At 64.8% G+C, this 26358-nt stretch carries 33 protein-coding genes; 22 read left to right on the forward strand and 11 right to left on the reverse strand.

Translation table 11 applies throughout. The features are described 5' to 3' along the window. Positions 1 to 68: 68 nt before the first annotated feature. The 5 genes from sufB to VMV82_07315 all read left to right on the forward strand — a co-directional run bounded on the left by sufB (position 69) and on the right by VMV82_07315 (position 5596). Positions 69 to 1487, forward strand: coding sequence for a Fe-S cluster assembly protein SufB (gene sufB, locus VMV82_07295; protein ID HUY41356.1), 1419 nt, complete (start codon positions 69 to 71; stop codon positions 1485 to 1487). Between the two features lie 191 nt (positions 1488 to 1678). Next, the gene (locus VMV82_07300; protein HUY41357.1) at positions 1679 to 1984 is read left to right on the forward strand and encodes a non-heme iron oxygenase ferredoxin subunit; all 306 of its coding nucleotides are present in this window, start codon (positions 1679 to 1681) and stop codon (positions 1982 to 1984) included. A 4-nt stretch (positions 1985 to 1988) separates the two neighbouring features. Then, positions 1989 to 4079, forward strand: coding sequence for a penicillin acylase family protein (locus tag VMV82_07305; GenBank protein ID HUY41358.1), 2091 nt, complete (start codon positions 1989 to 1991; stop codon positions 4077 to 4079). Beyond that, positions 4076 to 4315: a hypothetical protein gene (locus tag VMV82_07310; protein HUY41359.1), complete on the forward strand. Its 240-nt coding sequence runs from the start codon at positions 4076 to 4078 to the stop codon at positions 4313 to 4315. The genes VMV82_07305 and VMV82_07310 overlap by 4 nt, the downstream gene beginning before the upstream one ends. Before the next feature lie 123 nt (positions 4316 to 4438). After that, positions 4439 to 5596, forward strand: coding sequence for a DEAD/DEAH box helicase (locus tag VMV82_07315; protein ID HUY41360.1), 1158 nt, complete (start codon positions 4439 to 4441; stop codon positions 5594 to 5596). 10 nt (positions 5597 to 5606) lie between these two features. On the opposite strand, the gene VMV82_07320 is transcribed toward VMV82_07315, so the two are convergent. The 5 genes from VMV82_07320 to VMV82_07340 are packed head-to-tail and all read right to left on the reverse strand — an operon-like array spanning position 5607 to position 9474. Further along, positions 5607 to 5966 carry a VOC family protein gene (locus VMV82_07320; protein ID HUY41361.1) on the reverse strand — a complete coding sequence of 120 codons (360 nt, stop codon included), beginning with the start codon at positions 5964 to 5966 and terminating at the stop codon, positions 5607 to 5609. 35 nt (positions 5967 to 6001) lie between these two features. Continuing rightward, complete coding sequence (locus VMV82_07325; protein ID HUY41362.1) at positions 6002 to 6724, reverse strand: isoprenylcysteine carboxylmethyltransferase family protein; 723 nt, start codon at positions 6722 to 6724, stop codon at positions 6002 to 6004. After that, complete coding sequence (locus VMV82_07330) at positions 6721 to 8625, reverse strand: alpha/beta fold hydrolase (protein HUY41363.1); 1905 nt, start codon at positions 8623 to 8625, stop codon at positions 6721 to 6723. The genes VMV82_07325 and VMV82_07330 overlap by 4 nt, the downstream gene beginning before the upstream one ends. Continuing rightward, positions 8622 to 8900 carry a transcriptional regulator gene (locus VMV82_07335; GenBank protein ID HUY41364.1) on the reverse strand — a complete coding sequence of 93 codons (279 nt, stop codon included), beginning with the start codon at positions 8898 to 8900 and terminating at the stop codon, positions 8622 to 8624. Before VMV82_07335 ends, VMV82_07330 begins: the two co-directional genes overlap by 4 nt. A 4-nt stretch (positions 8901 to 8904) precedes the next feature. After that, positions 8905 to 9474, reverse strand: a complete 570-nt coding sequence (locus VMV82_07340) for a hypothetical protein (protein HUY41365.1) — start codon at positions 9472 to 9474, stop codon at positions 8905 to 8907. A 113-nt stretch (positions 9475 to 9587) separates the two neighbouring features. Here VMV82_07340 and rplU point away from each other — a divergent pair, with 113 nt between their 5' ends. The 3 genes from rplU to VMV82_07355 are packed head-to-tail and all read left to right on the forward strand — an operon-like array spanning position 9588 to position 10563. After that, the gene (rplU, locus tag VMV82_07345) at positions 9588 to 9899 is read left to right on the forward strand and encodes a 50S ribosomal protein L21 (protein ID HUY41366.1); all 312 of its coding nucleotides are present in this window, start codon (positions 9588 to 9590) and stop codon (positions 9897 to 9899) included. Beyond that, complete coding sequence (locus VMV82_07350; GenBank protein HUY41367.1) at positions 9900 to 10235, forward strand: ribosomal-processing cysteine protease Prp; 336 nt, start codon at positions 9900 to 9902, stop codon at positions 10233 to 10235. A 28-nt stretch (positions 10236 to 10263) separates the two neighbouring features. Then, a complete protein-coding gene (locus tag VMV82_07355) occupies positions 10264 to 10563 on the forward strand; it encodes a hypothetical protein (protein ID HUY41368.1) in 300 nt (99 codons plus the stop codon). A gap of 16 nt (positions 10564 to 10579) precedes the next feature. On the opposite strand, the gene VMV82_07360 is transcribed toward VMV82_07355, so the two are convergent. Then, entirely contained in the window at positions 10580 to 10762 is a 183-nt protein-coding gene (locus VMV82_07360; GenBank protein ID HUY41369.1) for a twin-arginine translocase TatA/TatE family subunit, read from the reverse strand. Between the two features lie 69 nt (positions 10763 to 10831). Between VMV82_07360 and VMV82_07365 the strand changes: the two genes are divergently transcribed. Next, positions 10832 to 11305, forward strand: coding sequence for a hypothetical protein (locus tag VMV82_07365; GenBank protein ID HUY41370.1), 474 nt, complete (start codon positions 10832 to 10834; stop codon positions 11303 to 11305). On the opposite strand, the gene VMV82_07370 is transcribed toward VMV82_07365, so the two are convergent. Further along, positions 11274 to 11765: a tetratricopeptide repeat protein gene (locus VMV82_07370; GenBank protein HUY41371.1), complete on the reverse strand. Its 492-nt coding sequence runs from the start codon at positions 11763 to 11765 to the stop codon at positions 11274 to 11276. The genes VMV82_07365 and VMV82_07370 overlap by 32 nt on opposite strands. Before the next feature lie 9 nt (positions 11766 to 11774). Between VMV82_07370 and trmD the strand changes: the two genes are divergently transcribed. The 12 genes from trmD to VMV82_07430 are packed head-to-tail and all read left to right on the forward strand — an operon-like array spanning position 11775 to position 19699. Continuing rightward, a complete protein-coding gene (gene trmD, locus VMV82_07375; GenBank protein ID HUY41372.1) occupies positions 11775 to 12452 on the forward strand; it encodes a tRNA (guanosine(37)-N1)-methyltransferase TrmD in 678 nt (225 codons plus the stop codon). A gap of 58 nt (positions 12453 to 12510) precedes the next feature. Then, positions 12511 to 12861 (forward strand): 50S ribosomal protein L19, encoded by a 351-nt coding sequence (gene rplS / locus VMV82_07380; GenBank protein ID HUY41373.1) that lies wholly within the window; start codon positions 12511 to 12513, stop codon positions 12859 to 12861. Between the two features lie 41 nt (positions 12862 to 12902). Continuing rightward, complete coding sequence (gene lepB, locus VMV82_07385) at positions 12903 to 13490, forward strand: signal peptidase I (protein HUY41374.1); 588 nt, start codon at positions 12903 to 12905, stop codon at positions 13488 to 13490. A gap of 9 nt (positions 13491 to 13499) precedes the next feature. Beyond that, positions 13500 to 14240: a signal peptidase I gene (gene lepB / locus VMV82_07390; protein HUY41375.1), complete on the forward strand. Its 741-nt coding sequence runs from the start codon at positions 13500 to 13502 to the stop codon at positions 14238 to 14240. Between the two features lie 13 nt (positions 14241 to 14253). Continuing rightward, entirely contained in the window at positions 14254 to 14772 is a 519-nt protein-coding gene (lepB, locus tag VMV82_07395) for a signal peptidase I (GenBank protein ID HUY41376.1), read from the forward strand. After that, positions 14769 to 15545, forward strand: a complete 777-nt coding sequence (gene ylqF / locus VMV82_07400) for a ribosome biogenesis GTPase YlqF (GenBank protein HUY41377.1) — start codon at positions 14769 to 14771, stop codon at positions 15543 to 15545. Before lepB (VMV82_07395) ends, ylqF begins: the two co-directional genes overlap by 4 nt. Further along, the gene (locus tag VMV82_07405; GenBank protein HUY41378.1) at positions 15526 to 16215 is read left to right on the forward strand and encodes a ribonuclease HII; all 690 of its coding nucleotides are present in this window, start codon (positions 15526 to 15528) and stop codon (positions 16213 to 16215) included. The genes ylqF and VMV82_07405 overlap by 20 nt, the downstream gene beginning before the upstream one ends. After that, entirely contained in the window at positions 16208 to 16543 is a 336-nt protein-coding gene (locus tag VMV82_07410) for a YraN family protein (protein HUY41379.1), read from the forward strand. The genes VMV82_07405 and VMV82_07410 overlap by 8 nt, the downstream gene beginning before the upstream one ends. Further along, entirely contained in the window at positions 16543 to 18180 is a 1638-nt protein-coding gene (locus VMV82_07415; GenBank protein ID HUY41380.1) for an APC family permease, read from the forward strand. The genes VMV82_07410 and VMV82_07415 overlap by 1 nt, the downstream gene beginning before the upstream one ends. Continuing rightward, the gene (locus tag VMV82_07420) at positions 18173 to 18367 is read left to right on the forward strand and encodes a hypothetical protein (protein HUY41381.1); all 195 of its coding nucleotides are present in this window, start codon (positions 18173 to 18175) and stop codon (positions 18365 to 18367) included. The genes VMV82_07415 and VMV82_07420 overlap by 8 nt, the downstream gene beginning before the upstream one ends. Beyond that, positions 18364 to 19008, forward strand: coding sequence for a universal stress protein (locus VMV82_07425; protein HUY41382.1), 645 nt, complete (start codon positions 18364 to 18366; stop codon positions 19006 to 19008). Before VMV82_07420 ends, VMV82_07425 begins: the two co-directional genes overlap by 4 nt. A gap of 22 nt (positions 19009 to 19030) precedes the next feature. Further along, positions 19031 to 19699, forward strand: a complete 669-nt coding sequence (locus VMV82_07430; protein HUY41383.1) for a hypothetical protein — start codon at positions 19031 to 19033, stop codon at positions 19697 to 19699. Between the two features lie 25 nt (positions 19700 to 19724). Here VMV82_07430 and VMV82_07435 read toward each other — a convergent pair whose 3' ends face one another. The 4 genes from VMV82_07435 to VMV82_07450 form a co-directional block, all read right to left on the reverse strand. Next, entirely contained in the window at positions 19725 to 20690 is a 966-nt protein-coding gene (locus VMV82_07435) for an ABC transporter permease (protein HUY41384.1), read from the reverse strand. Positions 20691 to 20725: 35 nt separating this feature from the next. Further along, entirely contained in the window at positions 20726 to 22204 is a 1479-nt protein-coding gene (locus VMV82_07440) for a sugar ABC transporter ATP-binding protein (GenBank protein ID HUY41385.1), read from the reverse strand. A gap of 23 nt (positions 22205 to 22227) precedes the next feature. After that, the gene (locus VMV82_07445; protein HUY41386.1) at positions 22228 to 23172 is read right to left on the reverse strand and encodes a substrate-binding domain-containing protein; all 945 of its coding nucleotides are present in this window, start codon (positions 23170 to 23172) and stop codon (positions 22228 to 22230) included. Between the two features lie 82 nt (positions 23173 to 23254). Continuing rightward, positions 23255 to 25036, reverse strand: coding sequence for an MFS transporter (locus tag VMV82_07450; GenBank protein HUY41387.1), 1782 nt, complete (start codon positions 25034 to 25036; stop codon positions 23255 to 23257). Between the two features lie 125 nt (positions 25037 to 25161). On the opposite strand from VMV82_07450, the gene VMV82_07455 reads away from it, so the two are divergent. Then, positions 25162 to 26358 (forward strand): YifB family Mg chelatase-like AAA ATPase (locus VMV82_07455; protein HUY41388.1); only part of this gene is annotated, 1197 nt, incomplete at its 3' end.

A 26358-nucleotide genomic window follows, 5' to 3' on the forward strand; every position in this document is an offset into this window, starting at 1 on the left:
AGAACCAGATAGTGAAGCTGAACCCTAACTATCTTGACTATTGGCCCTTGGGTGGATAGGCTGAAGTCATGGCAACCCAGCTGAAGGTCTCTCCGGGCGAGCTGCTCGAGGAGTATCGGCACGGCTTTCACGACCCCGAGAACTACGTCTTCAAGTCCGATAAGGGCTTGACGCGAGAGATCGTCGCGAGCATCAGCGAGATGAAGAACGAGCCGCAGTGGATGCGCGACTTCCGCTTGGCGGCCTTTGAAGTCTTTATAAGCAAGCCCATGCCGACCTGGGGCGACACCGCGCTGCTCTCGGAGATCGACTTCGGCAACATCCACTACTACGTGAAATCGACCGACAAGACGGAACGCTCGTGGGATGACGTCCCCGACGACATCAAGCGCACGTTCGACCGCCTCGGTATTCCCGAGGCCGAGCGTAAGTTTCTCTCCGGCGTCTCCGCGCAGTACGAATCAGAGGTCGTCTACCACTCGGTAACCGAGGAACTCGAGCGGACCGGCGTGCTCTTCTGCGACATGGATACCGCAGTCAAGCAGTATCCCGAGATCGTGCGCAAGTATTTGGCGACCATCATCCCGGTCGCCGACAACAAGTTCGCTGCGTTGAACTCCGCGGTCTGGTCCGGCGGATCGTTCATCTACGTGCCGCCGGGCGTCGAAGTGGCGATGCCGCTACAGGCCTACTTTCGCATCAATGCCGAGAACATGGGGCAGTTCGAGCGCACGCTCATCATCGCCGACAAAGGGGCGAAGGTGCACTACATCGAGGGTTGCACGGCGCCGAAGTTCTCGACCTCATCGCTGCATAGCGCGGTGGTCGAGCTGATCGCGCACGACGACGCCTCGATTCGGTACACGACGATTCAAAACTGGTACCGCAACATCTTCAATCTCGTGACCAAGCGCGCGTACGCGCACCGCAATGCCACCGTGGAGTGGGTCGATGGCAACATCGGCTCGCGCCTCACGATGAAGTATCCTGCGATCTATCTCATGGGCGAAGGAGCGCGCGGCGAAGTGCTCTCGATGGCGTTCGCCGGCGAAGGGCAGCACCAGGACGCCGGTGCGAAGGTCATTCACGCCGCGCCGAACACGACGTCCGTCGTTACGAACAAGAGCGTGACTGCCCACGGCGGTAAGACGACATACCGAGGTCTGGTGGAAATTCATCCGGGCGCGGTAGGAGCGAAGACGCGCGTGCGGTGCGACGCGCTCATCATGGATGAAGAGTCGTCGAGCGACACGAAGCCGACGATGAAGATTCACGAGCAGCGCTCGACGGTCGAGCACGAAGCGTCGGTCAGCAAGATCGGCGAGGACCAACTCTTCTACGCGATGAGCCGCGGGCTCTCGGAGGCCGACGCCGTCGCGATGATCGTCAACGGCTTCTTCGATTTCTTCGTCAAGGAGCTTCCGATGGAGTACGCCGTCGAGCTCAACCGCCTCGTCAAAATGGAGATGGAAGGCGCCGTCGGGTAAGTCTAGCGTCGCGCCGGCCAGATTGTCGCCGATCCGGTGCGAGGATGATACGTTGGGTAGGGTATCAGGCCTCCTGTCATCCGGGCCGCTCGAAAGAGCGGCCTCGTGTTTTTTTTCGCTGCCCTTCGACTCCGCGCCGACGGCGCTACGCTCGGAATGACATGGGAGAACCGCCGTCGTAAGGTGCTTTCGTGAGCGAATATAGGGTCGCTCGAGTCTCTGATATTGCGCCCGGGACGACGAAGGTCGTCGATGCGGGCGGCACCGAGGTCATGCTCTGCAACGCCGACGGTGCGATCTACGCGATCGAAGACGTCTGCACGCACGACGGCGGCCCGCTCGATCAAGGCGAGCTCGAAGGGCACTGCGTCATCTGCCCGCGACACGGCGCGACCTTCGACGTGCGCACCGGGCAAGCCCTGACACTTCCCGCCGTGATGCCGGTGATAACCTATCCGGTGCGCGTCGACGGCGACGACGTGTACGTCGAACTCTAAAGCGTTGCGTTTTCGACGGCTCGCCGGAGCGCTCGTCATCGCAGCCCTGCTCTTCGCAGCAGCCTACGCGACGAACGTCGTCTTCGGCATGCGCGCGGCCGCAATGACCGTGGGTACGGTATCGGGGCTCGGCGTTTGGCAGCCGGTGACGATCCTGCGCGACGCGCGCGGGGTTCCGCACATCGCGGCGCGCAACGAACACGATGCGTTCTTCGCCGAAGGCTACGTCGAGGCGTCGGATCGGCTCTTTCAAATGGACTTGACGCGTCGCTTCGTACAAGGCCGCCTCGCCGAGATCTTTGGGCGGCCGGCGCTTGCAAACGACGAGATGGAGCGCACGCTTCCCGTCGAGCAGCTCGCGCAGATTCAGTGGGAACGCTTGCCACCGCGCTTGCAGGATGATTTGCAAGCCTTTGCCGACGGCGTGAACGCCGCGATGCGCACGCAGCCGCTGCCGCCTGAGTTCCGGATGCTGCTCTACAAACCTCAGCCGTGGCGGCCGCAGGATTCGCTCGTCACGAGCTTCGGCATCGTACTCGATCTCGCCGACCTCTGGACCGATGTCGCTAACCGGCAGGTCCTTCCCGGGCAATCCTACGACGTGGCGCACCCGCTGACGGATCCTTGCTACGACGCACCGGTGACGCAAGGGCTCGCCCGCATCTCGCAATCGCCGCACTGCACGCCGCCGGTTGCCGAGCTCGCGATGCCGCCGGCTTCCGGAAGCAACGAGTGGGCCGCCGGATCGGCGCACACTGCGACGGGACGCGGGCTGCTCGCCAACGATCCGCACCTGCGCATCGGCATCCCTGGCATCTGGTATCTCGTCGACCTGCGCTTCCCTGGGTATCACGCCGCGGGCGCGACGTTCGCCGGTCTTCCCGGAGTGATCCTCGGGCACGACGACCGCGTCGCGTGGGGTGCGACGAACGGAACGGTTGCGTCGCTCTCGGTCTTCGACGCACCGCCGCACCTCAATCCCGGCGACTGGGCGACGGAGACGTTTTTCGTTCGCTTCGGCTTGCCGGTGCACGAGCGTTATTACCGGGGCGCGCGCGAGTTCGGCGCGACGCTGCCGGGCGGGCGTTTCGTTCTCGTGCGCTGGGACGCGTACGACGACGCCACATCGCAGTTGTGGGCCTTCGATGGTCTCGATCGCGCGCACTCGATCGAAGACGGTCTGCGCGCGCTGCGTCTCTACCCCGGCCCCACGCAAAACTTCGTGCTCGCCGACACCACCGGCCGCGTCGCCTATCAGCTCGCTGGGAACATTCCCGACGATCCTGCGTGGGGAAGGTTCGTTCATCCGGCGCGCGATCTCGCGCAGAACTACCCGAACGTGCCGTTCGACCGTCTCCCGCGCGTCGCTCCGTCGCGCAATGCGATCGTCTGGACCGCGAACAACAAGATGTACGGTCCGGGCTATCCGTACCGTTTGAGCCCGGAGTTCGCACCCCCGTACCGCGCGTACCGCATCGCGCAGTTGCTCGAGGCGCGTTCGCGCTACGACGTCGCGTACTTCGCAAAGATGCAGATGGACACGCTCTCGCTCCCCGAGCTCGAGCTCGCGCGAATGGCCGGCATTAGCGGCTGGGACGGGCGCTTCGTCGCGGGCTCGCGCATTGCAACGAAGGTCTACGATATGCGAAGGGCACTCGTACGCGGCACGCAAGCGATGTCCACGTTCATGACACAAGCGCGCCGTAGACGCGTCGCGATCGCAGCGGCGCCCGCGCCGGACGCAAGCCCGCGCCCGATTCGACCGTGGAGCGTTGCCGGCGCGGTGACGCCAAGGCATCCGCTGGCAACGCTCGGCATCTCGTTTCTGAACGGAACGACGCTTCCGGGAGACGGTGACGCATTCACGCTGCACGTCCAGACACCGACGCTTTCGCAGAGCTTCCGCGCCGTATGGGATGTCGGCAACTGGGACGCGGGCGGCATTTCGATTCCCCAGGGCGAGTCGGGTGAGCCGGGATCCGGGCACTACACCGACGAGGCGACGGCATGGGTCGCCGGAGCGCTGCAGCCGTTGCCGTACTCGAAGGCCGCCGTGGAGGCTGCCGCAACGCAACGCCTAACGCTGCTGCCGTGAGCGACGCGCAGCGCCTTGCCAAAGCACTCAACGAGCTGACGAAGAATCCGCAGTTCGACTACGTCAAAGCACGTGCCGCGGCACGGCAGGAGCCGAGCGTCGACTGGCCCGCAACCAAGGCGCGCAATGCCGATTTCAATGCGGAGGTCGACGGCTGCGAGTCGTTCGTCATGCGCGACGGAAGCCTCTGCGAATGGAAGCCGGGGCAGTTTCGCTACGCCGCCTCAACCGGCTGAATTTGACCTAGACGCCCGCGCCGTGCGATAATGGGGAAACCCCTCTGCGCGATCTTTCGTCAACGATCGAGCCGCGCGCTCTCGTGAAAGATTGCTACCATTCCTCATTTCGACAACCTCGGCTTGCCGCCGCAGCTTCTGCGCGGCGTGCACGACCTCGGCTTCACCGAACCCACACAGATCCAAGCGCTCGCGATCCCGCCCGCGCTTCAAGGACGAGACGTTCTCGCAAGCGCTGAGACGGGGAGCGGCAAATCTGCCGCCTTCGGCCTGCCCATTCTCACCGCACTTTTGCAGCAACCGCGCGGTAAAACGCGCGCGCTCGTCATCGCACCGACGCGCGAGCTCACCGAACAGATCGCCAAGCACCTGAGCGCGCTCGCAAAGCACACGAAGATTCGCGTAGCGGCGGTCTACGGCGGCGTCGGATTCGCTCCACAGGTCGATGCGTTCAAACGCGGGGCAGACATCATCGTCGCGACGCCGGGGCGCCTGCAAGACCATATGACGCGCGGAACCGCGCGGCTCGACGACGTCAGCATCCTCGTATTGGACGAAGCGGACCGCATGCTCGACATGGGTTTTCTCCCTTCGGTGCAGCGCATTCTGCGCCGATTACCGGCCGATCGACAAACGATGTTCTTCTCGGCGACGCTCCCGGTGGCCATCTCCGCGCTCGTCCGCGAGATGCTGCGGGATCCCGTTCGCGTCGAGCTGGCACGCACGCCTGCACCCGTCGAAACGCTCAGGCAGACGCTCTACGCCGTTCCGCAGGAGCACAAGACCGATCTGCTCGTCGAGCTGCTCAAAGGGAACGTAATCTACTCGGCGATTGCCTTCACGCGCACGAAAGCGCGGGCGAACCGGCTCGCCGCGTCGCTTCAAAAGCACCGCATCGCAGCCGATCTGCTCCACGGCGACCGCTCGCAGTCGCAGCGCACTCGCGCGCTGAAGGACTTCAAAGACGGGAAGTTCCGCGTGCTCGTCGCAACCGATCTTGCCGCACGCGGCATCGACATCGCCGACCTCGGACACGTCATCAACTACGACGTCCCGGGTCTCGCGCAAGAGTACGTGCACCGCGTCGGCCGCACGGCGCGCGCGAAGGCGGAAGGCGACGCAATCACGTTCGTTTCATCCGAGGAAGAGCCGCTCATCCGCAGCATCGAGTATCTGCTCGGAAAGCGCCTCGAGCGCTCGAAGAATCCGCTCTTCCCGCAAGCCAGCGTCGAAGCACCGAAACCGCGCGTCGTCTACAGCTCGCGCCGCAAGCGACGCTAAACGCGGGGCGCTACGGCGCCTTGCGTTTGTGCAGGAACACGCTGTTCCCTTCGGTGTCCTCGATCACCGCGATGAAGCAGTTCGGCGTCTCGCGTTCCATGACGATCGGGATGCCGCGAGCCCTGACTGAAGACACAGCCTTGTCGAGATCGTCGACGGCGAACAGGATACCGTTGCTCGGTTGAAACGGCATCACCTTGCCGCCGCCGCCCCATAGCCCGAACGTCGTGCCGTCCGGGAGATCGTACTCCGCGCCGCGGTTCTCGGGGTAGATGCGTGACGGCTCGAGACCGAGCACGTCACGATAGAACGCGATTGCGCGTGCTGCGTCTTTGACCATGTACCCGCTCAAGTCCATACCGGTAATCATGCCGTACCTCTTCTGCGCCGATCCGCGATGCACCGTCAGACTCGCGGGTGGGCGCGCGCACGCAGGCTCGCCTGCAGAACCCAGCCGCCGACCCAGCACGCGCCGAGGAACGGCATTGCGGTTGGGCCGTAGAGCGCCATGCCGAGCATTCCGAGCGCGAGGCCGGCGGTCAGTAGCTCCGATCGCATGCCGTTTGCGAACGACGGCGCCCCGCGAACGCTACCCTCGACGCGCGCCGGTATCGTCCGCGGAACCATGCTCGGTACGGCCGCGCGATAGCGCTCGTAGACGGCACCGTAGCGCGCGTGCATGAGCCCCGATTCGTGCGCAGCGAGCAGCGCCGTGAAGACAACGCTCCCGAGCACGATGAAGAGGAAGCCGTACGGCGATGCGATCGCACCGATTCCGAGCGCTTGGAGATTGTTGCCAAAGTACAGCGGATTGCGAATGAAACGGAAAGGCCCGTCCACGATGAGTCGATCGTCGCGCGCATCCGAATTCCATACGACGCTCGCGCTCAGATATGCCGAGCCCCAGAGCCGTATCAGAAACCCGGCCATCGTGAGCCCCGTCGCGCACCATAGCAGCATGGCCGGATCGGCATGCACGCGCAGCGCGAACCAAACGAACGCCGGCGCCACCTCCGACGCGTGCGCGCCCAGCGCTACCGGCCCCAAGGCGAAGCCGGCGAAGTAGATCGCGAAGATGACGAGCGATCGTCTTCGATACCACCACGGCGAACCGGGTTTGCGTATCATTGCAAGGCCGTCGCCAGGAACTGCCAGATGACGGGCCACGCCAGCGCGGAGGCTTGAAGGTCTCCGGCAACGGTGCCGCCGAGTGCGATGCTCGCGCCGCCCGGAACCGGAACCGAAAGTACCACCGATCGCGGTCCATGTATCGCCCACAAGAACGTGTGTCCCGCGTTCGGGTAGTCGATGGCGCGGTCGGCGTACGGATGATGGCGTGCGCGCAGATAGGCAAGCGTCATACGGCAATACGCCGGTGAATCCCAGAGCTGGTCGTCCGCGGCGCTCAAGCAGAGCACCGGGCCGTGAATGTGCTCGAGCGGGAAGTACGCGGCGTTCACGACTGCGGCAGATGCCGTTTGCAGCGACTGGTCGTACAGCGCGCGTATCGTCATCGGCTCGTGCGCCGCGTACTCGCTTTGGATTTCACGCGCGGCCGCCCCGCCTTCGCTCTCGGGTACGCACGGGAGTTCCTTGCCGCCGAGCGTCCACGAGCAGTGATCGGGCTGGCCGTACGGGCCGAGGCCGGGCCACGCGACGGGCGAAGGCACGTCGGCAACGACCGCCGTGATCTGCGGATAGGTCGATGCTGCCAGCAGCGCGAGCTCGCCGCCCTTCGAGCCGCCGAGGATTGCGATGTGGTCCGGGTCGACGTCGCGCCGCGCGAGGATCGCGTGCAACGCGCGACCCACCGTTTCCACCGGAATGTCGACGAGCGTCTGCGGGAGCCCAGGCTCCTTGAAGTACGCGACCGAGACGGCCAGGTATCCGTGCTCCGCGACGAGCGGCGCGAGCGTACGCCCCATGAGATCGCCGCCTTCGGAGCCGCCCAGCAAGATGACGGCGGGATGCGTTCCGCCGCTCGACGGCGCGCAGATCGTTCCGCTGAAGGGCTGCCTCACCGCAGTGCAGTTCGCAGGCAAAGGCGGCAGCGACGGCGCCGGCGCGGGAGACGGCGTCTGCGCGCCGGCTGCAGCCTGATGCGGCACGTTCACGTTCGAAAGAAAGTGTGCGATCGCATCGGTGACGGCGTGCGGCCGGTCGTACATCGCGAAGTGACGCGCGCGATCGATCATCACGATCTGAAGGTTTGGAGCGCCGCTAACGAGGCTCGCATAGTACGTGCGCTTCGCCTCGGCGGTCGTGAGCGTATACTGCGCATCCACGCTCACATCGAATGGTGCGATTAAGAGAATCGGCACCGTGGCCTTGGGAAGTTCCGGGCGCAGATCGAGTAGCATGTCTTCGTCGAGCCACCGGGCGGTTGCACCCGGATCGCTCTTCCCTGCAAGCGCGGCGATCGCATCGGCGTCGCCGTGCGCGGTGACGAGCGGTGGGATGGCCGTCGTGCGTTCGTATGCTGCGAACTGCGCCTGCGTCGTCGACGCAATTTGCGCCTCCGTCCGCGACGCGATCTGTTCGACCTGCGCTCGCGGTACGAAGTTCATTCCCGGCAGAATCGGCAGGCCGTCCAGCGCGACGACGCCGCCGAGGCGCTCGGGATGCTGCGTTGCGAGCATGAATCCCATAGTGCCGCCGAGACTGTGGCCGATGACGATCGGCTTGACGATGTGCTTCTCGTGCAGCAGCCTCCAGAAATCCGCCGTCGTCGTTGCGAAGAGCGGCCCCGAAATGCCCGGACGTCCGTCAAACCCCGGAAGGGTGAGCGCGTAGATCGTGTAGCCGGGAGCGAAGTGAGCGATCTGGCCGCTCCACTCCCAGGGGCCGCACGTAAGACCCGGGATGAAGACTAGGGTTTTCGGACCGCTGCCATACTGCTCGACGTGGAGCGATCCGACGTCGAACGTCGCCACCGGCGGTGGCGCCGGCGGCGGAACGCTCGCCGCTGCCAACGAGCAGGTGAGCGCACAAAACGTGACGGTCGTGACGAGTGCCCTTGTTATTTTCATGATGCTCCCTTGACCAACGATTGCAATTGCGCGACGTGCTCCAGGAATGCTTTCCGTCCGCGCGCGCTAAGACGGTAGCGTGATTGTGGTCTCCGGGCGACGAAAAGCTTCTCTTCTTCTACGTAGCCGGCGTCGACGAGTTTCGCGAGATGGGCGCCAAGATTGCCGCCGGTCGTTTGGGTTGTCTCGGCAAGCGCGCCGAAGGACGTCCATTCGCTGGCAAGGAGCGCCGCAACGATGCCCAGGCGGACTTTGGAAAGCAAGAGCTCGTCCATCGACTCATTCACGCGCCATCAACTCGGCGACGCCGAAACCGGCGTAGCCGAGATAGAATCCGGCAGCCAGAACGTAGCCCACGACGGTCGGCATGAAGTTGGCGACGACGAGCGAGACGAGAAGAATGATCCCTCCGAGCAGCGCTCGCCGATTCTCGTGCAGACCGATATAGAAGAGTACGATCGACGCGGCGATCGTGTATATCGCGCTAAGGCCGAAGGTCGGGAAGATATTCCACCCTCCCGCGTTGCTCACGAACGCAACGCCCATAGCGATCCAGAGCACGTTGAGGAACTCGCGCTGTAAGAACGTGAGGCGCGCGCATCTGGCTTTGCGCCGCGCGTAGACGACGCTGAAGATCACCGCAGCGGCGAGGAGCCCCCCACTCGCCCACGTCGCCGTCGCCGGGACAAGTCCGCGCTCAATGAGCTGGAAGATCAGGCAGACGGTACCGCTCGCCAGGCCCCAGGCGATGAAGAATGGCGCGGCATACCGCAACGAGAGCTCCCGGGTCGAGGCGGCGACGATGCGCTCTGCCATTTCAAGGTGCTCGCGCGCTTCGGATGAGTTCATGGGAGTAGTCCTCCAGATTATTCTATAATATAGACTAATCTAACATCAAGTAACCGCGGCGTCAAGCCCATGCGTTGACACCCCTTTGGGGCGGCTGGTATCGTACCGGAGTCATGTATGCGATCATTGAGACCGGCGGCAAGCAGTATCGTGTCGCCGAGGGCGACGTCATCCGTTGCGACGTGCCCGGCGACGCCGGCGCCGACGTCACGTTCGATCGCGTCGTGCTTGCCGGCAGCGGAGAAGCCGTCAAGGTCGGCTCGCCCACGGTCGCCGACGCCTCGGTCAGCGGCACCGTGCTCAGGCGCGCTCGCGACAAGAAGATCCTCGTCTTCCACTACAAGCCGAAGAAGCGTGTGCGCAAGCTCTCCGGCCATCGCCAGCACTTCGCCGAAGTCAAGATCACGAAGATCAACGTCGTCTAATTGCTCGAGGTAACATTCTTTCGTGACGCGCGCAAGCGCGTCACGGCAATCGTTGCCCGGGGCCATGCCGACGCGGGCCCACACGGCAAAGACCTCGTCTGCGCCGCCGCTTCGGCGATACTCCAGGCCGCGCGCCTCGGTCTCGAAGAGCACGTCCGCGTGCCGCTCGACGCCACGGCGCTGCCGGGCGAGCTTCGCATGCGTTGGCCGCGCAGCGCCCGGAGCGATGCGGCGCTGAGAGCCATCGTCGCCACCGCCGAGCTCTCGATCGCGCACTTGGCAAAGCAGTACCCGCGGCACGTTCGCGTGCGTCGGCGTTCCGATAAAACCGGGTAAGAGTATGGAGCACCGCGAAGGAGATCGTATGTCAGAGAGTTTCAGCGCCAAGCCGCACGACGCGCCCTGGTCTACCGCCGACACCGGGAGCAACGGCTACAAAGGGCCGCACGCGCCCAATGCCTCCTCGAGCTACGAGCGCGTCGACTCCGACGGACGCGAGGTCGGGAAGGCGCTGCTCGTGGGGGTCCTCGGGGGCATCGTGTCCGCCGCCGGCTACCTCGTCTACCGCCGCCTTCCGGACGAGCAGAAGGAACGCATCAATCAGCAGGTGCGTACGCTCGTGCAGCAGCGCATCAGCGAACTGCGCCAAAACTTCAACATCTAAAGGGAAGGCTCGCGGTCTACGGCTTCGGAGGCTCGTCCAGGTCCGCGGCGCGCTCCATTTCCGCGATGAACGACTGCGAGGTGTTCTGCACGTCGCGCATGATGCGGCCAGCTTGGCGCATGACTTTAGGGAGCCTCTCGGGGCCGAAGAGTAAGAGCGCGAGCACGGAGACGACGAGAATGTCGGGGACCGAGAACATCTAGGAAACCTCGAGCGTATCCTTCGGCAGGTGCCACCTGCGTACCCGTGCAAGAGCAGGGGTCCGCCCGTGAAGATCATCTATACGCGGGGCAACCGTACCGAGACGCTCGCCTCCTTGGCGACCTTGCGCAAAATTCTCCATCGTTTCGTCGCGCATCGCGTCTTCTACGAGGTCTCGGCGCGCGGCAAGCGCGGCCACGAGTTCCTCTCGGCGAAGAACGTCTTCGTCGTCGGATCGATCGAGATCACCAACTACGAACATCTGCGGATCCTGGTCTTCGACGCGCACAACCCCGCGCATTCGGTAGAGATTGTCAATCCACGGACCATGCGCATCTACGACGAGCTTCCCGGACGCGGATTTGCCGTTTCATTCGTCAGCGAAGAGGACGCCGGCGTCGAGACCCGTTGCTATCTGCGCGACGAAGGCGAGGATGACGACGCGATCAAGCGGCAAACCGGGCTCGAGAAAATCTCGCTGCCGCAGCTCTTCGAATACTTGCTGGAAATCACGAGCGTCGAAGCACCCGCCAAGAAATGAGCCTGCGGGCCTCGAGCCGCCGCGCCGTGCGGATGGCGCGTACGGCATCGGCGTAGCGGCCAAGCCGCTTGTAGGCGGCGGCCGCGCCAGCGAACGCGCGGGCGTGGTGCGGATCGAGCGCGATCGCCTCTTCGTATCGCGCTAATGCCTCGGCGGCGCGGTCTTGCTCGAACGCAACGTTGCCAAGGTTCACGATCGCCGGCACGTATCGCCGATCCAGCGCCAGAACCGCGGTGAAATCCTCGACCGCCTCGACGATCCTTGCTTGCGCCGCGCGCGCTACGCCGCGCTTGTTGAGCAGAAATGCCCGCTCGCCCGGCGCGTCCGCTACCGCCAGGAGCGCCTCGAAGAGCGGCTCCGCTTCGCCAGCGTCGCCGCGTTCGAGCAGCGCGAGCGCGCGCTCTCGCGGCGACACGGGCAGCGATCGTCGAGGGAGCAGCGATGCGAGCCACCTAAGCATTACGGCATCGTGTTCACGATCGACGTCGTCACGCTCTTCCCGGAGGTCTTCGCGCCCTTCGTCGGCCTCTCGATCGTCGGCGCCGCAGTCGAGGCGGGCATCGTCGACATTCGGTATCACCACCTGCTCGATGCGCTGGACGATAGCCGCCGCGCCGACGACGCGCCCTTCGGCGGAGGAGCCGGCATGGTGCTGCGCCTCGAGCCGATCGCCCGCGTGCTCGACGGCCTCCTCGCAGACGCGGCTGCGGAGCGACGGGCCATCGTCGTCCCGAGCCCGGCGGGGCAGCCCTTCACGCAGAGCAGCGCCCGCCGTCTCGCGACCCTCGAACACGTGATCTTCGTCTGCGGTCACTACGAGGGCATCGACGAGCGGCTCGGAGCGCTCTATCCGATTGAGGAGTACTCCCTCGGCGATTTCGTGGTGACGGGCGGCGAGATCCCGACGCTCGCCTTTATGGACGCCACCGTACGCCTGGTCGAGGGCGTGCTGGACCCGGCGTCCCGGGAGCCGGAATCCTTCACGCAAGACGCGCTGGATTACCCGTGCTATACGCGCCCGGCGGTCTTTCGCGGCGTGGCGGTGCCGGAGGTTCTCCTCTCCGGCAACCATGCGGCCATCGCGGCGTGGCGCCGCGAGGAGTCTCGGCGCCGGACCGCGGCGCGCCGGGGCAGCGCGCCCGGCTGATCCTCGCCAAGCCGCGGTTGCAGCACGGCAAGCGCCCGTGCTATCATGCCGTGGTTCCATGAACGTTATCGATCTTCTCAATCGCGAGCAACGCAAGGAGCGGCTTCCCGACTTCCGCAGCGGGGACACCGTCAAGGTGTACTCAAAGGTAATCGAGGGCGGGAAAGAGCGCGTTCAGATGTTCGAAGGCGTCGTCACCGTGCGCAAGGGCGCTGCGAGCAGCGAATCGATCACCGTGCGGCGCGTCGCGCACGGCATCGGCGTCGAGAAGACGTTCTTGCTGCACAGCCCGCGCGTCGAGCGTATCGAGGTGAGCAAGCGTGGCGTCGTCCGTCGCAGCCGGCTCTACTACTTGAGCGAGAAGGTCGGCAAGGCCGCCCGCATCAAGGAGAAGAGGACCCAGAAATAAGGCGCGCGCGACTCCTCTTTGAGGGAACGGTCGCGCTGGCGTTGGTCGTGCTCTTTCTGTTCACCTTTGTCGTGCGACCGTTTTCTATTCCCTCGATCTCGATGATTCCAACCCTGCGCGTTGCAGACACGGTGCTCGTCGACGTCGCCGCCTACCGCTTCCGCGCGCCGCGCGCCGGCGATCTCGCCGTTTTCATGCCGCCCGTGCCGTCGCGAGGAATACCGTTCATCAAGCGCATCGTCGGCGTTCCCGGCGATACGATTCGCATCGCTGGCGGCGTGTTGTATCGCAACGGCAAAGTCGTACGGGAGCCCTACGACAACGAGACCCCGCAATACGACCTCGCCGTGGAGCGCGACACGATCGTCGTCGACGGCAAGCCGCTCAACCCCGCGGTCGCGGACGTTCCGCCGCAGGCGATGTGGCAGGCCGCAAATCGCATTCCAGCAGGCTTTTACCTCGTTCTCGGCGACAATCGCAACTACTCTGATGATTCACATCTCTGGGGCTTCGCGCAGTTCAGCGGCCCGTTCGTTGCCGGTCCGTTGGCACACCGGCGACGCGCGCGTTTCATCGGCCGCGCGGTGATGATCATCTGGCCGCTCGGTCACCTACGGATTCTGCGGTAGCGAACGCGCATGACGCCGTACGAGCTGTTGATTCTGGTTGCACTCATTGCCGTCGCCCGCGTGGTGTTGAGCGTGCCGCCGCTCGTCGCCCGCTCGCAAGGTCGCACGCAGACGATCGCGCACGAATACCTCGATCCGTTCATCGTGGCGGGGATTGCGGCGTGGCTGCTGATCACGTTCGTCGCGCGAACCTACTACATTCCGTCGGCCTCCATGGTTCCGACGCTCGAGGTCGGTGACGTGCTGCTCGTCGACAAGTTCGAATATCGCTTTCACGCTCCTCACGAAGGAGACGTCGTCGTCTTTCCGCCTCCGATCCCGTCTCCCGATGACTTCATCAAGCGCGTCATCGGATTGCCGGGGGACACGTTTCGCATCGCGCACGGTATCGTGTATCGCAACGGTGCACCGCTCGTCGAACCGTACATCGCGTCGCGACCGCTGTACGATCTCGAGGTCCGCAACTACGACATCTACGTAAACGACGGCGGCGGCTGGGAGCCGCTCGATCCGACGCAGGCGAACATTCCGCCACGGTCCATGTGGACGGCTCCGAATCGCATACCGCCGAACTGCTTTATCATGCTCGGCGACAACCGCAACGACTCCGAGGACTCCCACATTTGGGGATTCGCACAGGACGCCGGCCGGTTCGATTCCGGGCCGCGGCACGGCCAGACCGCCGGGTTCACCGGCAGAGCCTTTCTGATCTTCTGGCCGCCGTCGCAGGTGCGCGTCCTCCACGGCTGAGAAGTCGCTCTCGATGACGCGGCTGCTGAACGGGCGCCGGTTGCTGAGCCTGATCCTCGAGATCGCGCTGCTCTGCATTTTGCTCTTCGCCTTCTTCGTGCGCACGCCGCAAGTCTCGGGCCGCTCGATGGCCCCCGGAATCTCCTCCGGTGAGTACGTCTTGATCGACACGCTCGCGTACCGCTTCTCGCGGCCGGCTCGGGGCGACATCGTCGCCTTCCGGCGCAGCGACGATCCTTCGGCTGGGCCCAGCATCTACATCAAGCGCATCATCGGGCTGCCGGGCGACCGCGTCGCGATTCGCGACGGCATCGTCTACGTCGACGCGAAGCGGCTCTCGGAGCCGTACGTACGCTATCGCGACGCGCACAGCTTCTCTCCGATCGTCGTGCCCGCCGGTGCGCTCTACGTTCTGGGCGACAACCGTGCCGACAGCGAGGACTCCCGCGCCTTCGGGTGCATTCCCGAGACCGCGGTGATCGGCAGGGCTCTTGCCGGAATCTGGCCGCCGCAGGCACTGCGCGGACTATGATCCAGTGGTACCCGGGGCACATGGCCCGTGCGACGCGCAAGGTCGGCGAAGCGCTGCGCCTCGTCGACGTCGTTGTCGAAGCTGTCGACGCGCGCGTGCCGCACAGCGGCGCGAACCCCGCGCTAAATCGCTTGACCGCTCACAAACGCCGAATCGTGGCATTGACGCGTAGCGATCTCGCGGATCCGAAGACGACGCGTCGCTGGCTCGAAGCATTCGCCCGGCAGGGAGTCGACGCCATCGCGCTCGACGCGCGCGAGCAGCGCAGCGTCGCGCGCATCGTCACGCTGCTCGCACAGGTGAGTCCCGCGAGCGCTCGCGCGATGGTCGTGGGCATTCCCAACGCCGGGAAGTCGACGCTCGTGAACGCGCTGCTCAAGCGCGCCGCAGCGAAGACCGAGCGGCGCCCGGGCGTGACGCGGCGTACGCAGTGGTTTCGCCTCTCGCCGCGCGTCGAGCTCATGGACACGCCGGGGATCCTCATGCCGAAAATCGCATCGCAGACCTCGCAATGGAAGCTCGCTGCCGTTGGCGCCGTTCCGAGCGAACGGTACGATCCGCAAGATGTGGCGGCACGCCTCGAGCGCTGGTCGAGGCAACGCGACCTCGACCGCGTCCCCCCGCTCGATGCCTTCACGACGGAGCGCGGCTTCGTCCGGCGGGGCGGCAAGGTTGATGCTCACACCGCGGCGCAATCCTACCTCCGTGCGTTCGACCAAGGAAAGTTCGGGCGCATTTCTCTTGAATCGCCGGATGACGCCGAAGCAACGTAGATCGAAGACGAAATACGAGCGCGAGCGGCGCAGGCTCCATCGGCTGCACCTGCTGGAGAACGCCGCACGCGAGCGCGGCTATCTGCTCGTCGCAGGCATCGACGAAGTCGGGCGCGGGCCGCTCGCAGGGCCCGTGATCGCCGCGTGCGTCGTCGTGTCGAAACCGCTGATGCTGCCCGGCTTGAACGACTCGAAGCAAGTTCGTCCGGAGCAGCGGCGACGGCTCGCGGAACAGATCAAGGAGCGGGCCGACGCGTGGGCGATCGGGTCCGCGAGCGTAGCGGAGATCGATCGCCTCAATATCTACTACGCGAGCGTTTTGGCCATGGAGCGGGCCATCGAGGCACTCTCCTGTGTGCCGGAGTACCTCTTCACCGATGCCATACGCATTCGATCGTTCGCCGGACCGCAAGAGCCGTTGATCAAAGGCGACGAGCGCTGCGCGGTCGTGGCCGCGGCGTCGATCGTCGCGAAAGTCTATCGCGACGCGCTCTTGGAGCAGCTCGATCGGGAGGACCCGCGCTACGGGTTCGCGGCGCACAAGGGCTACTCCACGCCGGAACACATCGCTGCGCTCGAACGATACGGGCCGTGCGCGCATCACCGCGCAAACTGGGCACGCGTTCAGGCACTCATGCTCGAGCTTTTCTCCGAGCCGCTGCATGACTAATACGGCGAAAGGCAAGACCGCAGAAATGCATGCCGAGGAGCTCCTTTCCAGCCGCGGGTACCGCGTGATCGAGCGCAACGCACGCATGCCTGGTGCAGAGATCGATCTGGTCTGCGTCGACGGTAAGACGCTCGTCTTCGTCGAGGTAAAGCGGCGCGACGGCACGCGCTTCGGCTCCGCACTCTCGGCGGTCGACGCACGAAAGCGCGCGAGGTTGCGCGCGGCTGCCGCCGACTACGCGCAGATCCTCGCACCGCGCGCGCGCGTCCGGTTCGACGTCGTCGCAGTCGACGGCGACCGCACGACGCTCCATCGAGACGTGTTCTGATGGCGACGCAGGCCGCGCGGCAGGCGCCGCGGCCCGAACTCCGGCGCGCCGTGACGCCATGGGGATCGTTCTCATGGGGCTATTCCGACGTCGGCGCCGATATCTTCATCGGTCTCGGCTTGGTGCTCGCGGCGGCGGCGGGCGCCTCCAACGTCGCCTTCCTCTTTGCCGGCATGGTCTACGTCTGCATCGGCCTCGCGTATACCGAGCTCGCAGCCGCCTATCCATTTGCCGGCGGCGGTCCGTACTTCGTGCTGCGCGGGTTGGGCGACGTCTTCGGTTTCATCGCGGGCTGGGCCGTGCTGCTCGACTTCACGATCGACATCACGCTCTTCGCGTGGAGCTGCATCGACTACTCGAGCCAACTCTTACCGGTGCTCGTGAACTCGAATCACCCGTGGGTGCACTTCGCGGCCGTTCTCGGATTGATCGTCGGGCTGTGCGTGCTCAACGTGATCGGCGTGCGCGAGAGCACCGCCTTCAACGGGATCGTCTCGGCGCTCGACGTCGTCAGCGAGACGTGCATCCTCTGCTTCGGTTTTCTTTTCGCCTTCCAGCCTGAGCTGCTCATTCACAACATGAGCGTGAGCTGGCCGAGCCCCTATCACCTCATGCTCGGCACATCGCTCGCCATCATCTCGTTCGTCGGCCTCGAATCGATCTCGCAAGCCGCGCAGGAGACGTACCGTCCGGCATCGGTTATTCCGCGCACCTCCGTCGCGCTGATTCTGACGATCTTGATCTTCGCGCTCGCGTATTCGAATCTCGCGCTCGGCATGCAGCCGTGGCATCCCATCGTCGGCAATCACGGGCAACATCTCCAGTTTTGGCAGATCTTTCCGTCCAATCCGGACAATCAAGGCAAGGCCGTCGCGCTGCTCGCCGCGCAAGTTCCGTACTGGGGCGCGATCGCGGCGCTCTACGTTCCCGTCCTCGGCGCAATCTTGCTGCTCATCTCGTCGAACTCCGGGGTCTTCGGCAGTTCGCGCATCGCCTACTCGATGAGCCGCGCGGATCTGCTTCCATCGCTGTTTCAGCGCGTGCACCCGCGTTTCCGTACGCCGATGGTCTCGATCGTCGCGTTCTGTGGTCTTGCCGCGGTTACGCTCGTCTTCGCCGCCTTGCCCGCGCTCTTCCCAGGAGCGATGTCGTTTTACGCGCGCGTCTTTCACGGCGAGAGCGGCCTCGATTTTCTCGCGGATCTCTATGCATTCGGAGCGGCGACGAGTTATTCGTTCGTCTTCCTCGCGCTCATCGCTCTGCGCCTCATCGATCCGCACAGCCCCCGCAAGTTCAAGATACCACTCAACATTCCAGTGCGGTTCCGTGGCGAACAGGCGAGCATTCCGCTGCTCGGGATCGTCGGCTTCGCCGGAATATTCTCGATCCTGGTCTTCACGCTGATGACGCATCCGATCGGACGCATCGCGGGGCCGTCCTGGCTGATCGTGGGCGTCATCCTCTACTTCGTGTATCGCCGCCACCGCCGTCTGCCGTATCTGCGCTCGCAGAAGCACGACTGGCGACGGCATCAAATGGAGATCTTGCGGACCTCCGGGGATCTCGAGCTGCTCGACGAGTACACGGCGAACCTCAAAGCGGCTGAAAATCGCGCAGGGAACGGCCCTCATGCGTAGCCTGCTGATCGTGCGCACGCTCTTTGCCGTCGGCTTCATCGTCTTCGGCGTCATCGTCTTCTTCCGCCTCGTCGTCTTCGCGCCGCAAGCGGGCTTCAGAATCGTGCCGGGCGCCGTCCTCGCTCTGGCGATGGTGGCCCTCGGCGTGCACCGCATCGTGCTCGTCCTGAGGCTGCGCAATACATGATGCCCGTAACCGGCGAGGTGCACGCAACGCTCGTCGGAGCGGCCTCGGCCGCACTGCTCGCCATAGCGATCGTGCTGACGTTTTGGTGGATGCTCCACCCCCCAGCCTCGACGGTCGAACGCCGCGCAAAAGAGGCTGCGACAGAGCTCGAGCGAATGGTTGGCTCCATCATCGTGGTCTTCACGCCCGAAATCGCGTCGAGCCACATGATGGCGCTGGCAGCAAAGGTCGCTCGTGGGGAACGCTCGGAACTGCTCGCGATCTACGTCATCGAACTGCCGTACACGCTTCCGCCGGATGCAGAGATGCCGATCGAAGAGCGCGCCGCGCTCGACGCGCTCGGTGCAGCGGAATCGATTGCAAAGAACAGCGGCATTTCGATCCGGACGGAGATCGTCAAGGCGCGCTCGACCAAACAGGCGGTACTCGACATTGCCAAGCGAGAGCGAGCGAACCTCATCGTCATAGGAGACCATCGCGAAGGAAAGTACGTCGGCGCTCCGTTGAGCCGAACCATCGAAGAGATCGCCGCAGACGCAAAGTGCGACGTTCTCATCGGCGTCGAAGGAAAGCACGGAACGCTCTTCGTCGGCGAGGCGTCGCAGAACGTCGCGACCGAACCCCCCGCGTCGCATTCATAATCCATAAGGAGGAGACTCGTCCATGCTCACCACGCGCATTTCGTCCGCGTTTGCTGCGGCGGCCATCGCCGTCGCGCTCTGCGCCGGCCTCGCACGCGCTGAAAATTCGGCGCCGGCAATCGATGCCTTTCGTGTAGCCTTTGCATCGGTGAACGACTACACGTACAAGCTGCACTCGCACGAGACGCTCGGCTCGCGCACGCAAGATCGCATCTACGACTATTCGTTCATGAAGCCGCACTTCGCGAAGACGCTGATCGAAGCCGGAGACGGCACGGGGTCCGGCGGCGTGTGGGCGGGCGGCAACCAAGTGAGCGGGCATCAGGGCGGGTTCCTCGCCGGCATTCATCTCAAGGTCGATCTCCACGATTCGCGCGCGACGTCGCTTCGCGGCTACACGATTCCCGACGGCCTCATGCAAGATATCGTCGAAACATACGCGACCGTGCCCGGCAAGCTGACCCAAACGGACGGCGGCATCGTCGGGGGTCAGCCCACCGACCGCATGGAGCTCGACGTCACCAATCCCGCGACGAATCACGGCGTAACCAAACAGGTGCTCTACCTGAGCAAAGCGACGCATTTCCCCATCAGGCAGCTTTTGTATGCGGGCGCTACGCTGGTACTCGACCAGACGATCTACGATCTTCACACGAACGTCGGCCTGACGCAGAGCGACTTCCCGTTCTAAAGCCTACCAGCCGGTTCGCGCTCGACTAGAAATACCGCTTGCGCAGCTCGTCGAGCGCGACCGCAAGAAGAATCACTACGCCCAGCACGACCATCTGCAAATACGAATCGATGTGCAAGAGGTTCATCGCGTTGTTCAGCGACCCGATGAGCAGCGCGCCGAAGAACGTCCCGACGATCGTTCCGCGGCCGCCCATGAGGCTCGTGCCGCCGACGACGACCGCCGCGATCGCAGCGAGCATCTCGTTGCCGGTACCCGTCTGCGGCGAGCCCGACGAGAACAGCGCCAAGTACAGGAATCCGACGATCGCCGCACAGACGCCGCTGATGACGTAGACGAGCGTCTTCGTCCTCGCGACATCGACGCCGGCCAGCCGCGACGCTTCTTCGTTTCCTCCGATCGCGAGCACGTAGCGTCCGAAGCGCGTCCGCGTCAACAGCGTCGAGAAGAACAGCCCGACGACGAGCATCCACACGATCGGGAAGAGATTGCCTTGAACGTGCAGCAGGCCGGTGAGCCCGCTGAAAAAGCCGCCGTACCCGAGATTGCCGAAGACGGGAGAGACGAGCGCGACGGGGCGCCCGTGCGAGAGAATGTACGACGCTCCCAGAGCGATCTGCATCATGGCGAGCGTCGTGATGAAGGGCGGCAGGTTCAGTTTCACGACCGGTAACGCGTTGACGTAGCCGGCGAGCGCGCCGACGCCGAGGCCGCTCAGCAGCGTGACGGCGATGAGGAGAACGCCCGACAGATGAAGGGAGTTCGCGACGATCGCCATGACCACGCCGCATAGCGAGACCAGCGACCCGATCGACAGGTCGATGCCCGCGGTGATGATGACGAACGTCTCGCCGATCGCCAAGATGAAATCGTAACTGATCTGGCTGAGGACGGACGCGATATTTCCGCGGCTCAAGAACGCGCCATGCGCGGCAACGTCGACGACAGCGATGAATGCGACGAAGACGGCGGTCGCCGCGAGGACGCGCATCCACGAGAGCTTTGCGGGGAGTTTTGCGGCCGGCTTCACGCGGCCGCTCCAGCCGCCGCGAGCATGACGGCGTCGGGGGTTGCTTCGTCATGCGCGAAGCACTGTACGAGCGCGCCCCCGCGCACCGCAAAGATACGGTGCGCCATGCCGAGCACTTCGGGAAGTTCGCTCGAGACCATGACGATCGCGCTGCCGCGCTTCGCGAGCTCGATCATCAGCGCATAGATCTCTGCCTTGGCGCCGACGTCGATGCCGCGCGTGGGCTCGTCGAAGAGCAGCACGCGCGCCGTTCCGATCAGCCACTTTGCGAGCACGACCTTCTGCTGCGTCCCCCCCGAGAGATTGCGTACCAGTTGCTCGGTGCTCGGCGTTCGTATGTCGAGCTCGCCGATCATGCTTTGCGTCGTTCGCACCTCTCGCGCACGATCGATCATCAGATCGCGATTGACGAACTCGGCGAGGTGCGCGAGCGTGACGTTCTCGCGCACGCTCATGCCGAGAACGAGGCCTTGCGCCTTGCGATCCTCCGTGATGAAGGCGATGCCGGCACCGATCGCGTCGATCGGCGAGCGGATGCGGGCAACACGTCCGTCGATCAGGACGTCGCCCGCGCGTGGGATGTCGGCGCCGGCGATCGCGCGGAGGATCTCGGTGCGGCCGGCGCCGATCAACCCGGCAAAGCCGACGATCTCGCCGGCACGCACCTGCAGGTTCACGCCGTTGACGAGCGGCGGCCGCGAGAGGCCGCGCATCTCGAGGACGACGGGGGCGCCCTCGGGCACCGGCGGAAGCTGGGGATAGTGTGCGTCTACCTGCCGTCCGACCATCGCCGCGACGATCTCGTCTTCTGAAAACGCACGCTCCGCCCGCGTCTCGACGACCCTGCCGTCTCGTAGAATCGTGACGCGGTCGGCGATACGCGCGAGCTCCTCCAAACGATGCGAGATGTAGACGATGCCGTTGCCGGAGGCTTTCAATCGCTTCACGAGCGCGAAGAGCCGTTCGATCTCGTTCTCCGTGAGAGCGGCCGTGGGTTCGTCCATCACGATGATGCGCGCGCGCTTCGAAAGCACCTTAGCGATTTCGACGAGCTGCTGCTGGCCGACCGAGAGGCGCCCCACCGGTACGTTCAACGGCATCGCGATCTTCAGCTCCGCGAATATCCGCCGCGCTCGGTCGAGCGCCGCTGAGGTGTCGAGAAATCCGCGCCGCGTCGGCTCGTCGCCGAGAACGAGGTTCTCGACCGCCGTCATCTGCGCGACGAGGTTGAACTCTTGGTAGATCATGCCGACACCGAGCCGCTCCGCCGCCCGTGGCGTGTCGATCGTGACGCGCTTGCCGTCGATGAGAATCTCGCCGGCGTCAGCTGCGAGGCCGCCGGCGAGAATCTTCATCAAAGTGGACTTGCCCGCGCCGTTCTCGCCGACCAGCGCGAGCACTTCGCCGGCGTTCAGCGAGAGCGCCACGTCGGCGAGCGCCTGCACGCCCGGGAACGCCTTGGCGATCCCGCGCATCTCGAGCAGCGGCGTCGTAGCGATTAGTGAACCGCCCCGGCGTTTGCTCGCGTGAAGGTACCGACGTTGACGTGCACGACCTTCGGCGGATGCTTTCCGCTGAAGTACTCGTGAATCGTGTCGATCGTGTCTTTGCCGATCTGCGCGGGGTACTGAACGGCGTCGCCGTACATCTGGCCCGCGGCGATCGCCGCGCGCGCCTCCGGCGTTGCGTCGTAGCCGACGATGGCGATCTTCCCGGCGAGACCCGCCGCCTTCGCTGCGGCGAGCGCTCCGAGCGCCGAATCGTCGTTGATCCCGAAGATGCCTTTGAGCGAACGGTTGGACTGCAGGAGATCGCTCGCGTCACTTTCGGCACGATCGCGTTGACCGCCCGCATCCACGTCCGCGACGACCGTCACGTGCGGGCAGAGCTGCGCGAGCGCTTGCCGGAATCCGCGAACGCGGTCCTGCACGCTCGTGACCTCGGGCTCGTCGATGATCGCAACGTCGCCGCTTCCGCCGACGGCTGCGCACATGAGCTTCCCGGCTTGGAAACCGCCCTGCACGTTGTCGCTCGCGACGTGCGCGACGACGGTTCCGAGCCTGCTCGTGCTCGCGATGTCCGCGGTAAAGACCGGAATCCCGGCGCGATTCGCCTGCGCGATCGCACTTCCGATCGCCTGTGAATCGTACGGGGTCAACACGATCGCGTCGACGCGTTGCGAGATGAAGTCCTCGACCTGGTTCTGCTGCAGTGCGTTGTCGCGATTCGCGTCGACCACGTCGAGCGAGTAGCCGTACTTCGCAGCCTCGCTGCGCATGCCGGCCTCCATGTCTTGGTAGAACTGCGCCTCACGATTTTGAATCGAGACGCCGATGCGCTTCCCGCCGGAGGCCGGTTGCGACGCGCCCGATTGCGAGGTCGAATGGGAGCAGGCGGCTAGCACGAGGCAGAGTGCGGCCGCCGCTAAATGCCATGATTTCATGCGGCCCGGCTATTTCTATCCACAACGAGCGACTTCCGTCTTGTGCAATCTGTGGAGAGCCCGGCCCGGGCCCGGAGGCCCGTCACCGGGCCGTCGCGGGCTCCGCGGCCTCCGGCCGCCGCTCGAAATAGGCCTCGATCTCCTCGAGCGTCTTGCCCTTGGTCTCGGGCAAGAAGAACGCCGCCGTCACGAAGTAGACGACCGTACATGCGGCAAAGCCGAAGAACATGCTCGCATAGCCGTGCGTGGCGACGGTCGGAAGGAAGACCGCCGCGATCGTCGTCGACGTGACCTGATTCAGAAAGAGCGCGATGCTCATGCCGTTGGAGCGAATGCGCGTCGGCATGAGCTCGGAGAGCGCAAGCCACACCACAACTCCCGGCCCAACTGCGAAGAATGCCATGAACAGATAGAGCGTCGACGCCACGAGCCATCCGTTCGCCGCGCTCGGCACCGGCGTGACGTACGCCGAGATGATCCGCAGTGGAGCGGCGCGCGCCACTGCGAGATCGCCGAAGGGGCTGCTCGACCCCGCCAGGAGCGCCTCGATGCGATTGGCCGGAAGACTCCGCGTGACGGAGATCGGCTGCGCGACTTCGTCCGAGCGCACAGCATTCGTCACCGCGCTGAAATCGCCGTATGCATAGTCGACGACGAGCGATTGCGCGCGACCGCCGGCCGTCTTTCCCGCACTGGCTAAGAGTCGTTTCGCAGCGGCGCTATCGAACTGCAGCGTCAGCGTCTGATCGGGCATCACCATGCGGCGCACCGCTGCGGTGACGTCGACGTGGCGCGCCTCGGTACGATGGAAGAGCACGCCAGTTCCGAGCAGCGACAGGATGATGCCCCCGCTTCCGAGCGTGAGCAAGAACTTGCGCCCTTTGCGGTCGACGAGCATCACGCCGACGAGCGTGAGCACGAAGTTGACGATGCTGAAGAAAAAGCTTCCGGCGTGCGCTTGAAAATCGTTCAAGCCGGCCTGCAGCAGGATCGTCGTGTTGTACGGGATGATCGAGTTGATGCCCGTCAGTTGGTTGCACGTGAGAATCACGCACGCGAGGACGAACGGGATGACGTATTTACGCCGCAACAGCGAATCGCGAATCGCGCGTCCGGCCGAGGGCTGCGTGCGGGAAGCCTCGTCCATCTCGCGCAGTTCGAGCTGCGCCTGCTCTGCATCGCGCGAGCGCAAGAGTGCCGCCAGCGCCGCCTCCCTCTTCCCGCGGCGAAAGAGCCAGCGCGGCGACTCGGCTAAAAAGAAGCCTCCGGCTGCGAAGAGCAGCCCGAACGGGAGCGAGAGCCAGAACGTGTCGCGCCAGGCGCGATCCTTGAACGCGAATATCTGCGCCGGCGTGCCGTGCTGGGCGAAGTGCGCGAGACCATTGCTGAAGTAGAGCGTGATCAACGACGAGAGGACGAAGCCGAGGACGAGCAGCCATTGAAAGACGCCCGTGCCCTTGCCGCGGTCCTTCGACGGCAAGCACTCGGCCAAATAGAGCGGAACGACGACGCCGATGAGTCCGCCGCTCATTCCTTGCAAAAGCCGTCCACCGACCAGCGCCCAGTATCCGTGCGAGAGCGCGATCATCGGAACGCTGATGCAGAACATCAGCGCCGTCACGATCATCACGCGCTTGCGTCCCATCCAATCCGCAAGCACTCCCGCGAAGAGCACGGAAATCACGCTGCCGAGCAACACGGCCGCGACGACGAACGAGAGCCGCCCCGGGCTGAAGCCCGACGTCGCACTCAAATACGGCAGCGCACCCTGGATGATGCCGACGTCAATGCCGTAGAGCAGGCCTCCTAAACCGGAGACCAGCAAGAGAAGACGATTATACCCGGCCGTACCTGGTGCAGTCATCGCGTGGCATCGCGCCTTTTCCTACCCTGGCTGTCACCTCCTGGCGCGGCATCCAGCGCGGTCGCATTTCCGTTCACGGCGCCTCTAGGCACCGCGGGCGTACTGCGCAGACGGAGAGATGCGCCATGTTGTCGCTCGCCTTTTCCGCCGGAATGCTCGGGATCGAAGGCTACGTCGTGCGCGTCGAGGCCGACAGCTCGGCGGGAAGCCCGAACTTCTCGATCATCGGGCTGCCTGATCGCGCGCTCAACGAGGCGCGCGACCGCGTTCGCAGCGCAATCTTCAACTCCGGCTTCGCGTACCCGGCGGGGCGGCTGCTCGTCAACCTCTCGCCCGCCGACGTGCGTAAGGAAGGCCCGGCTTTCGACCTTGCCATCGCACTCGCGCTCTTGGCGATTGACGAACAGGTCGGCCGCGAGCAACTGCGCGGCATCATCGCGCTCGGCGAGCTCGCGCTGGACGGCAGCCTGCGCTTCGTCAGCGGCATGCTCCCGATGGCGCTCGGCGCGCGCGCCGCTGGGTTCACGCGCCTGATCGTACCGCAGCGCAACACCGACGAAGCCGCGCTCGTCGACGGAATCGAGCTATACGCCGTAGACTCGCTGCAGTCCGCAGTCGCGGTCGTGCTCGGCAACGGCGGCCCCTGGCGCCATCGTACGAACGCACGTCCGAATGCCCGTTCCGCCGCCGTCTGCGCCGCGGATGGGGATCTCGCCGACGTTCGCGGGCAGCTTGCGCCCAAGCGCGCGCTCGAAATCGCCGCGGCAGGCGGACACAATCTGCTGTTCGTGGGGCCTCCTGGCTGCGGGAAGACGATGCTCGCACGGCGGCTCCCATCGGTTCTTCCGCCGATGACGCGCGACGAGGCGCTCGACGTCACGAAGATCTACAGCGTCGCTGGATTGCTTCGAGGCGGCGCGGCGGTCGTCGCAACGCGGCCGTTCCGGTTTCCGCACCACACGATCAGCCAAACCGCGCTCGTCGGCGGCGGCGCGCTCGCAAAACCGGGCGAGATCAGCCTCGCACATCACGGCGTGCTCTTTCTCGACGAGTTGCCTGAGTTCTCGCGCAGCGCCATAGAAGTGATGCGGCAGCCGTTGGAAGAGGGCACCGTCACGATCGCGCGCGCCGCGGGAACGTTCACCTACCCGGCGCGGTTTCAACTCGTCGCGTCGATGAATCCCTGCCCGTGCGGCTATCGCGGCGTGCGCAACGCCGACTGCCGTTGCGACGACGCAGCCGTCGCGAAGTACGTCGGCAAATTGTCGGGCCCGTTGCTCGATCGCATCGACATGCAAGTCGAGATCGCCCGCGTTCCCTTC

The organism is Candidatus Dormiibacterota bacterium (genome assembly GCA_035532035.1).
In the GTDB taxonomy this organism is placed as follows: Bacteria; Vulcanimicrobiota; Vulcanimicrobiia; order Vulcanimicrobiales; family Vulcanimicrobiaceae; genus Tyrphobacter.

Coding starts and splice junctions, on each gene's coding strand:
- sufB (HUY41356.1), top strand. CDS start 69: ATGGCAACCCAGCTGAAGGTCTCTCCGGGCGAGCTGCTCGAGGAGTAT.
- VMV82_07320 (HUY41361.1), bottom strand. CDS start 5,966: ATGATTACCGGTATGGACTTGAGCGGGTACATGGTCAAAGACGCAGCA.
- VMV82_07325 (HUY41362.1), bottom strand. CDS start 6,724: ATGATACGCAAACCCGGTTCGCCGTGGTGGTATCGAAGACGATCGCTC.
- VMV82_07330 (HUY41363.1), bottom strand. CDS start 8,625: ATGAAAATAACAAGGGCACTCGTCACGACCGTCACGTTTTGTGCGCTC.
- VMV82_07335 (HUY41364.1), bottom strand. CDS start 8,900: ATGGACGAGCTCTTGCTTTCCAAAGTCCGCCTGGGCATCGTTGCGGCG.
- VMV82_07340 (HUY41365.1), bottom strand. CDS start 9,474: ATGAACTCATCCGAAGCGCGCGAGCACCTTGAAATGGCAGAGCGCATC.
- rplU (HUY41366.1), top strand. CDS start 9,588: ATGTATGCGATCATTGAGACCGGCGGCAAGCAGTATCGTGTCGCCGAG.
- VMV82_07355 (HUY41368.1), top strand. CDS start 10,264: ATGTCAGAGAGTTTCAGCGCCAAGCCGCACGACGCGCCCTGGTCTACC.
- VMV82_07360 (HUY41369.1), bottom strand. CDS start 10,762: ATGTTCTCGGTCCCCGACATTCTCGTCGTCTCCGTGCTCGCGCTCTTA.
- VMV82_07370 (HUY41371.1), bottom strand. CDS start 11,765: ATGCTTAGGTGGCTCGCATCGCTGCTCCCTCGACGATCGCTGCCCGTG.
- rplS (HUY41373.1), top strand. CDS start 12,511: ATGAACGTTATCGATCTTCTCAATCGCGAGCAACGCAAGGAGCGGCTT.
- lepB (HUY41375.1), top strand. CDS start 13,500: ATGACGCCGTACGAGCTGTTGATTCTGGTTGCACTCATTGCCGTCGCC.
- lepB (HUY41376.1), top strand. CDS start 14,254: ATGACGCGGCTGCTGAACGGGCGCCGGTTGCTGAGCCTGATCCTCGAG.
- ylqF (HUY41377.1), top strand. CDS start 14,769: ATGATCCAGTGGTACCCGGGGCACATGGCCCGTGCGACGCGCAAGGTC.
- VMV82_07405 (HUY41378.1), top strand. CDS start 15,526: ATGACGCCGAAGCAACGTAGATCGAAGACGAAATACGAGCGCGAGCGG.
- VMV82_07410 (HUY41379.1), top strand. CDS start 16,208: ATGACTAATACGGCGAAAGGCAAGACCGCAGAAATGCATGCCGAGGAG.
- VMV82_07415 (HUY41380.1), top strand. CDS start 16,543: ATGGCGACGCAGGCCGCGCGGCAGGCGCCGCGGCCCGAACTCCGGCGC.
- VMV82_07420 (HUY41381.1), top strand. CDS start 18,173: ATGCGTAGCCTGCTGATCGTGCGCACGCTCTTTGCCGTCGGCTTCATC.
- VMV82_07425 (HUY41382.1), top strand. CDS start 18,364: ATGATGCCCGTAACCGGCGAGGTGCACGCAACGCTCGTCGGAGCGGCC.
- VMV82_07430 (HUY41383.1), top strand. CDS start 19,031: ATGCTCACCACGCGCATTTCGTCCGCGTTTGCTGCGGCGGCCATCGCC.
- VMV82_07435 (HUY41384.1), bottom strand. CDS start 20,690: ATGCGCGTCCTCGCGGCGACCGCCGTCTTCGTCGCATTCATCGCTGTC.
- VMV82_07440 (HUY41385.1), bottom strand. CDS start 22,204: ATGCGCGGGATCGCCAAGGCGTTCCCGGGCGTGCAGGCGCTCGCCGAC.
- VMV82_07445 (HUY41386.1), bottom strand. CDS start 23,172: ATGAAATCATGGCATTTAGCGGCGGCCGCACTCTGCCTCGTGCTAGCC.
- VMV82_07450 (HUY41387.1), bottom strand. CDS start 25,036: ATGACTGCACCAGGTACGGCCGGGTATAATCGTCTTCTCTTGCTGGTC.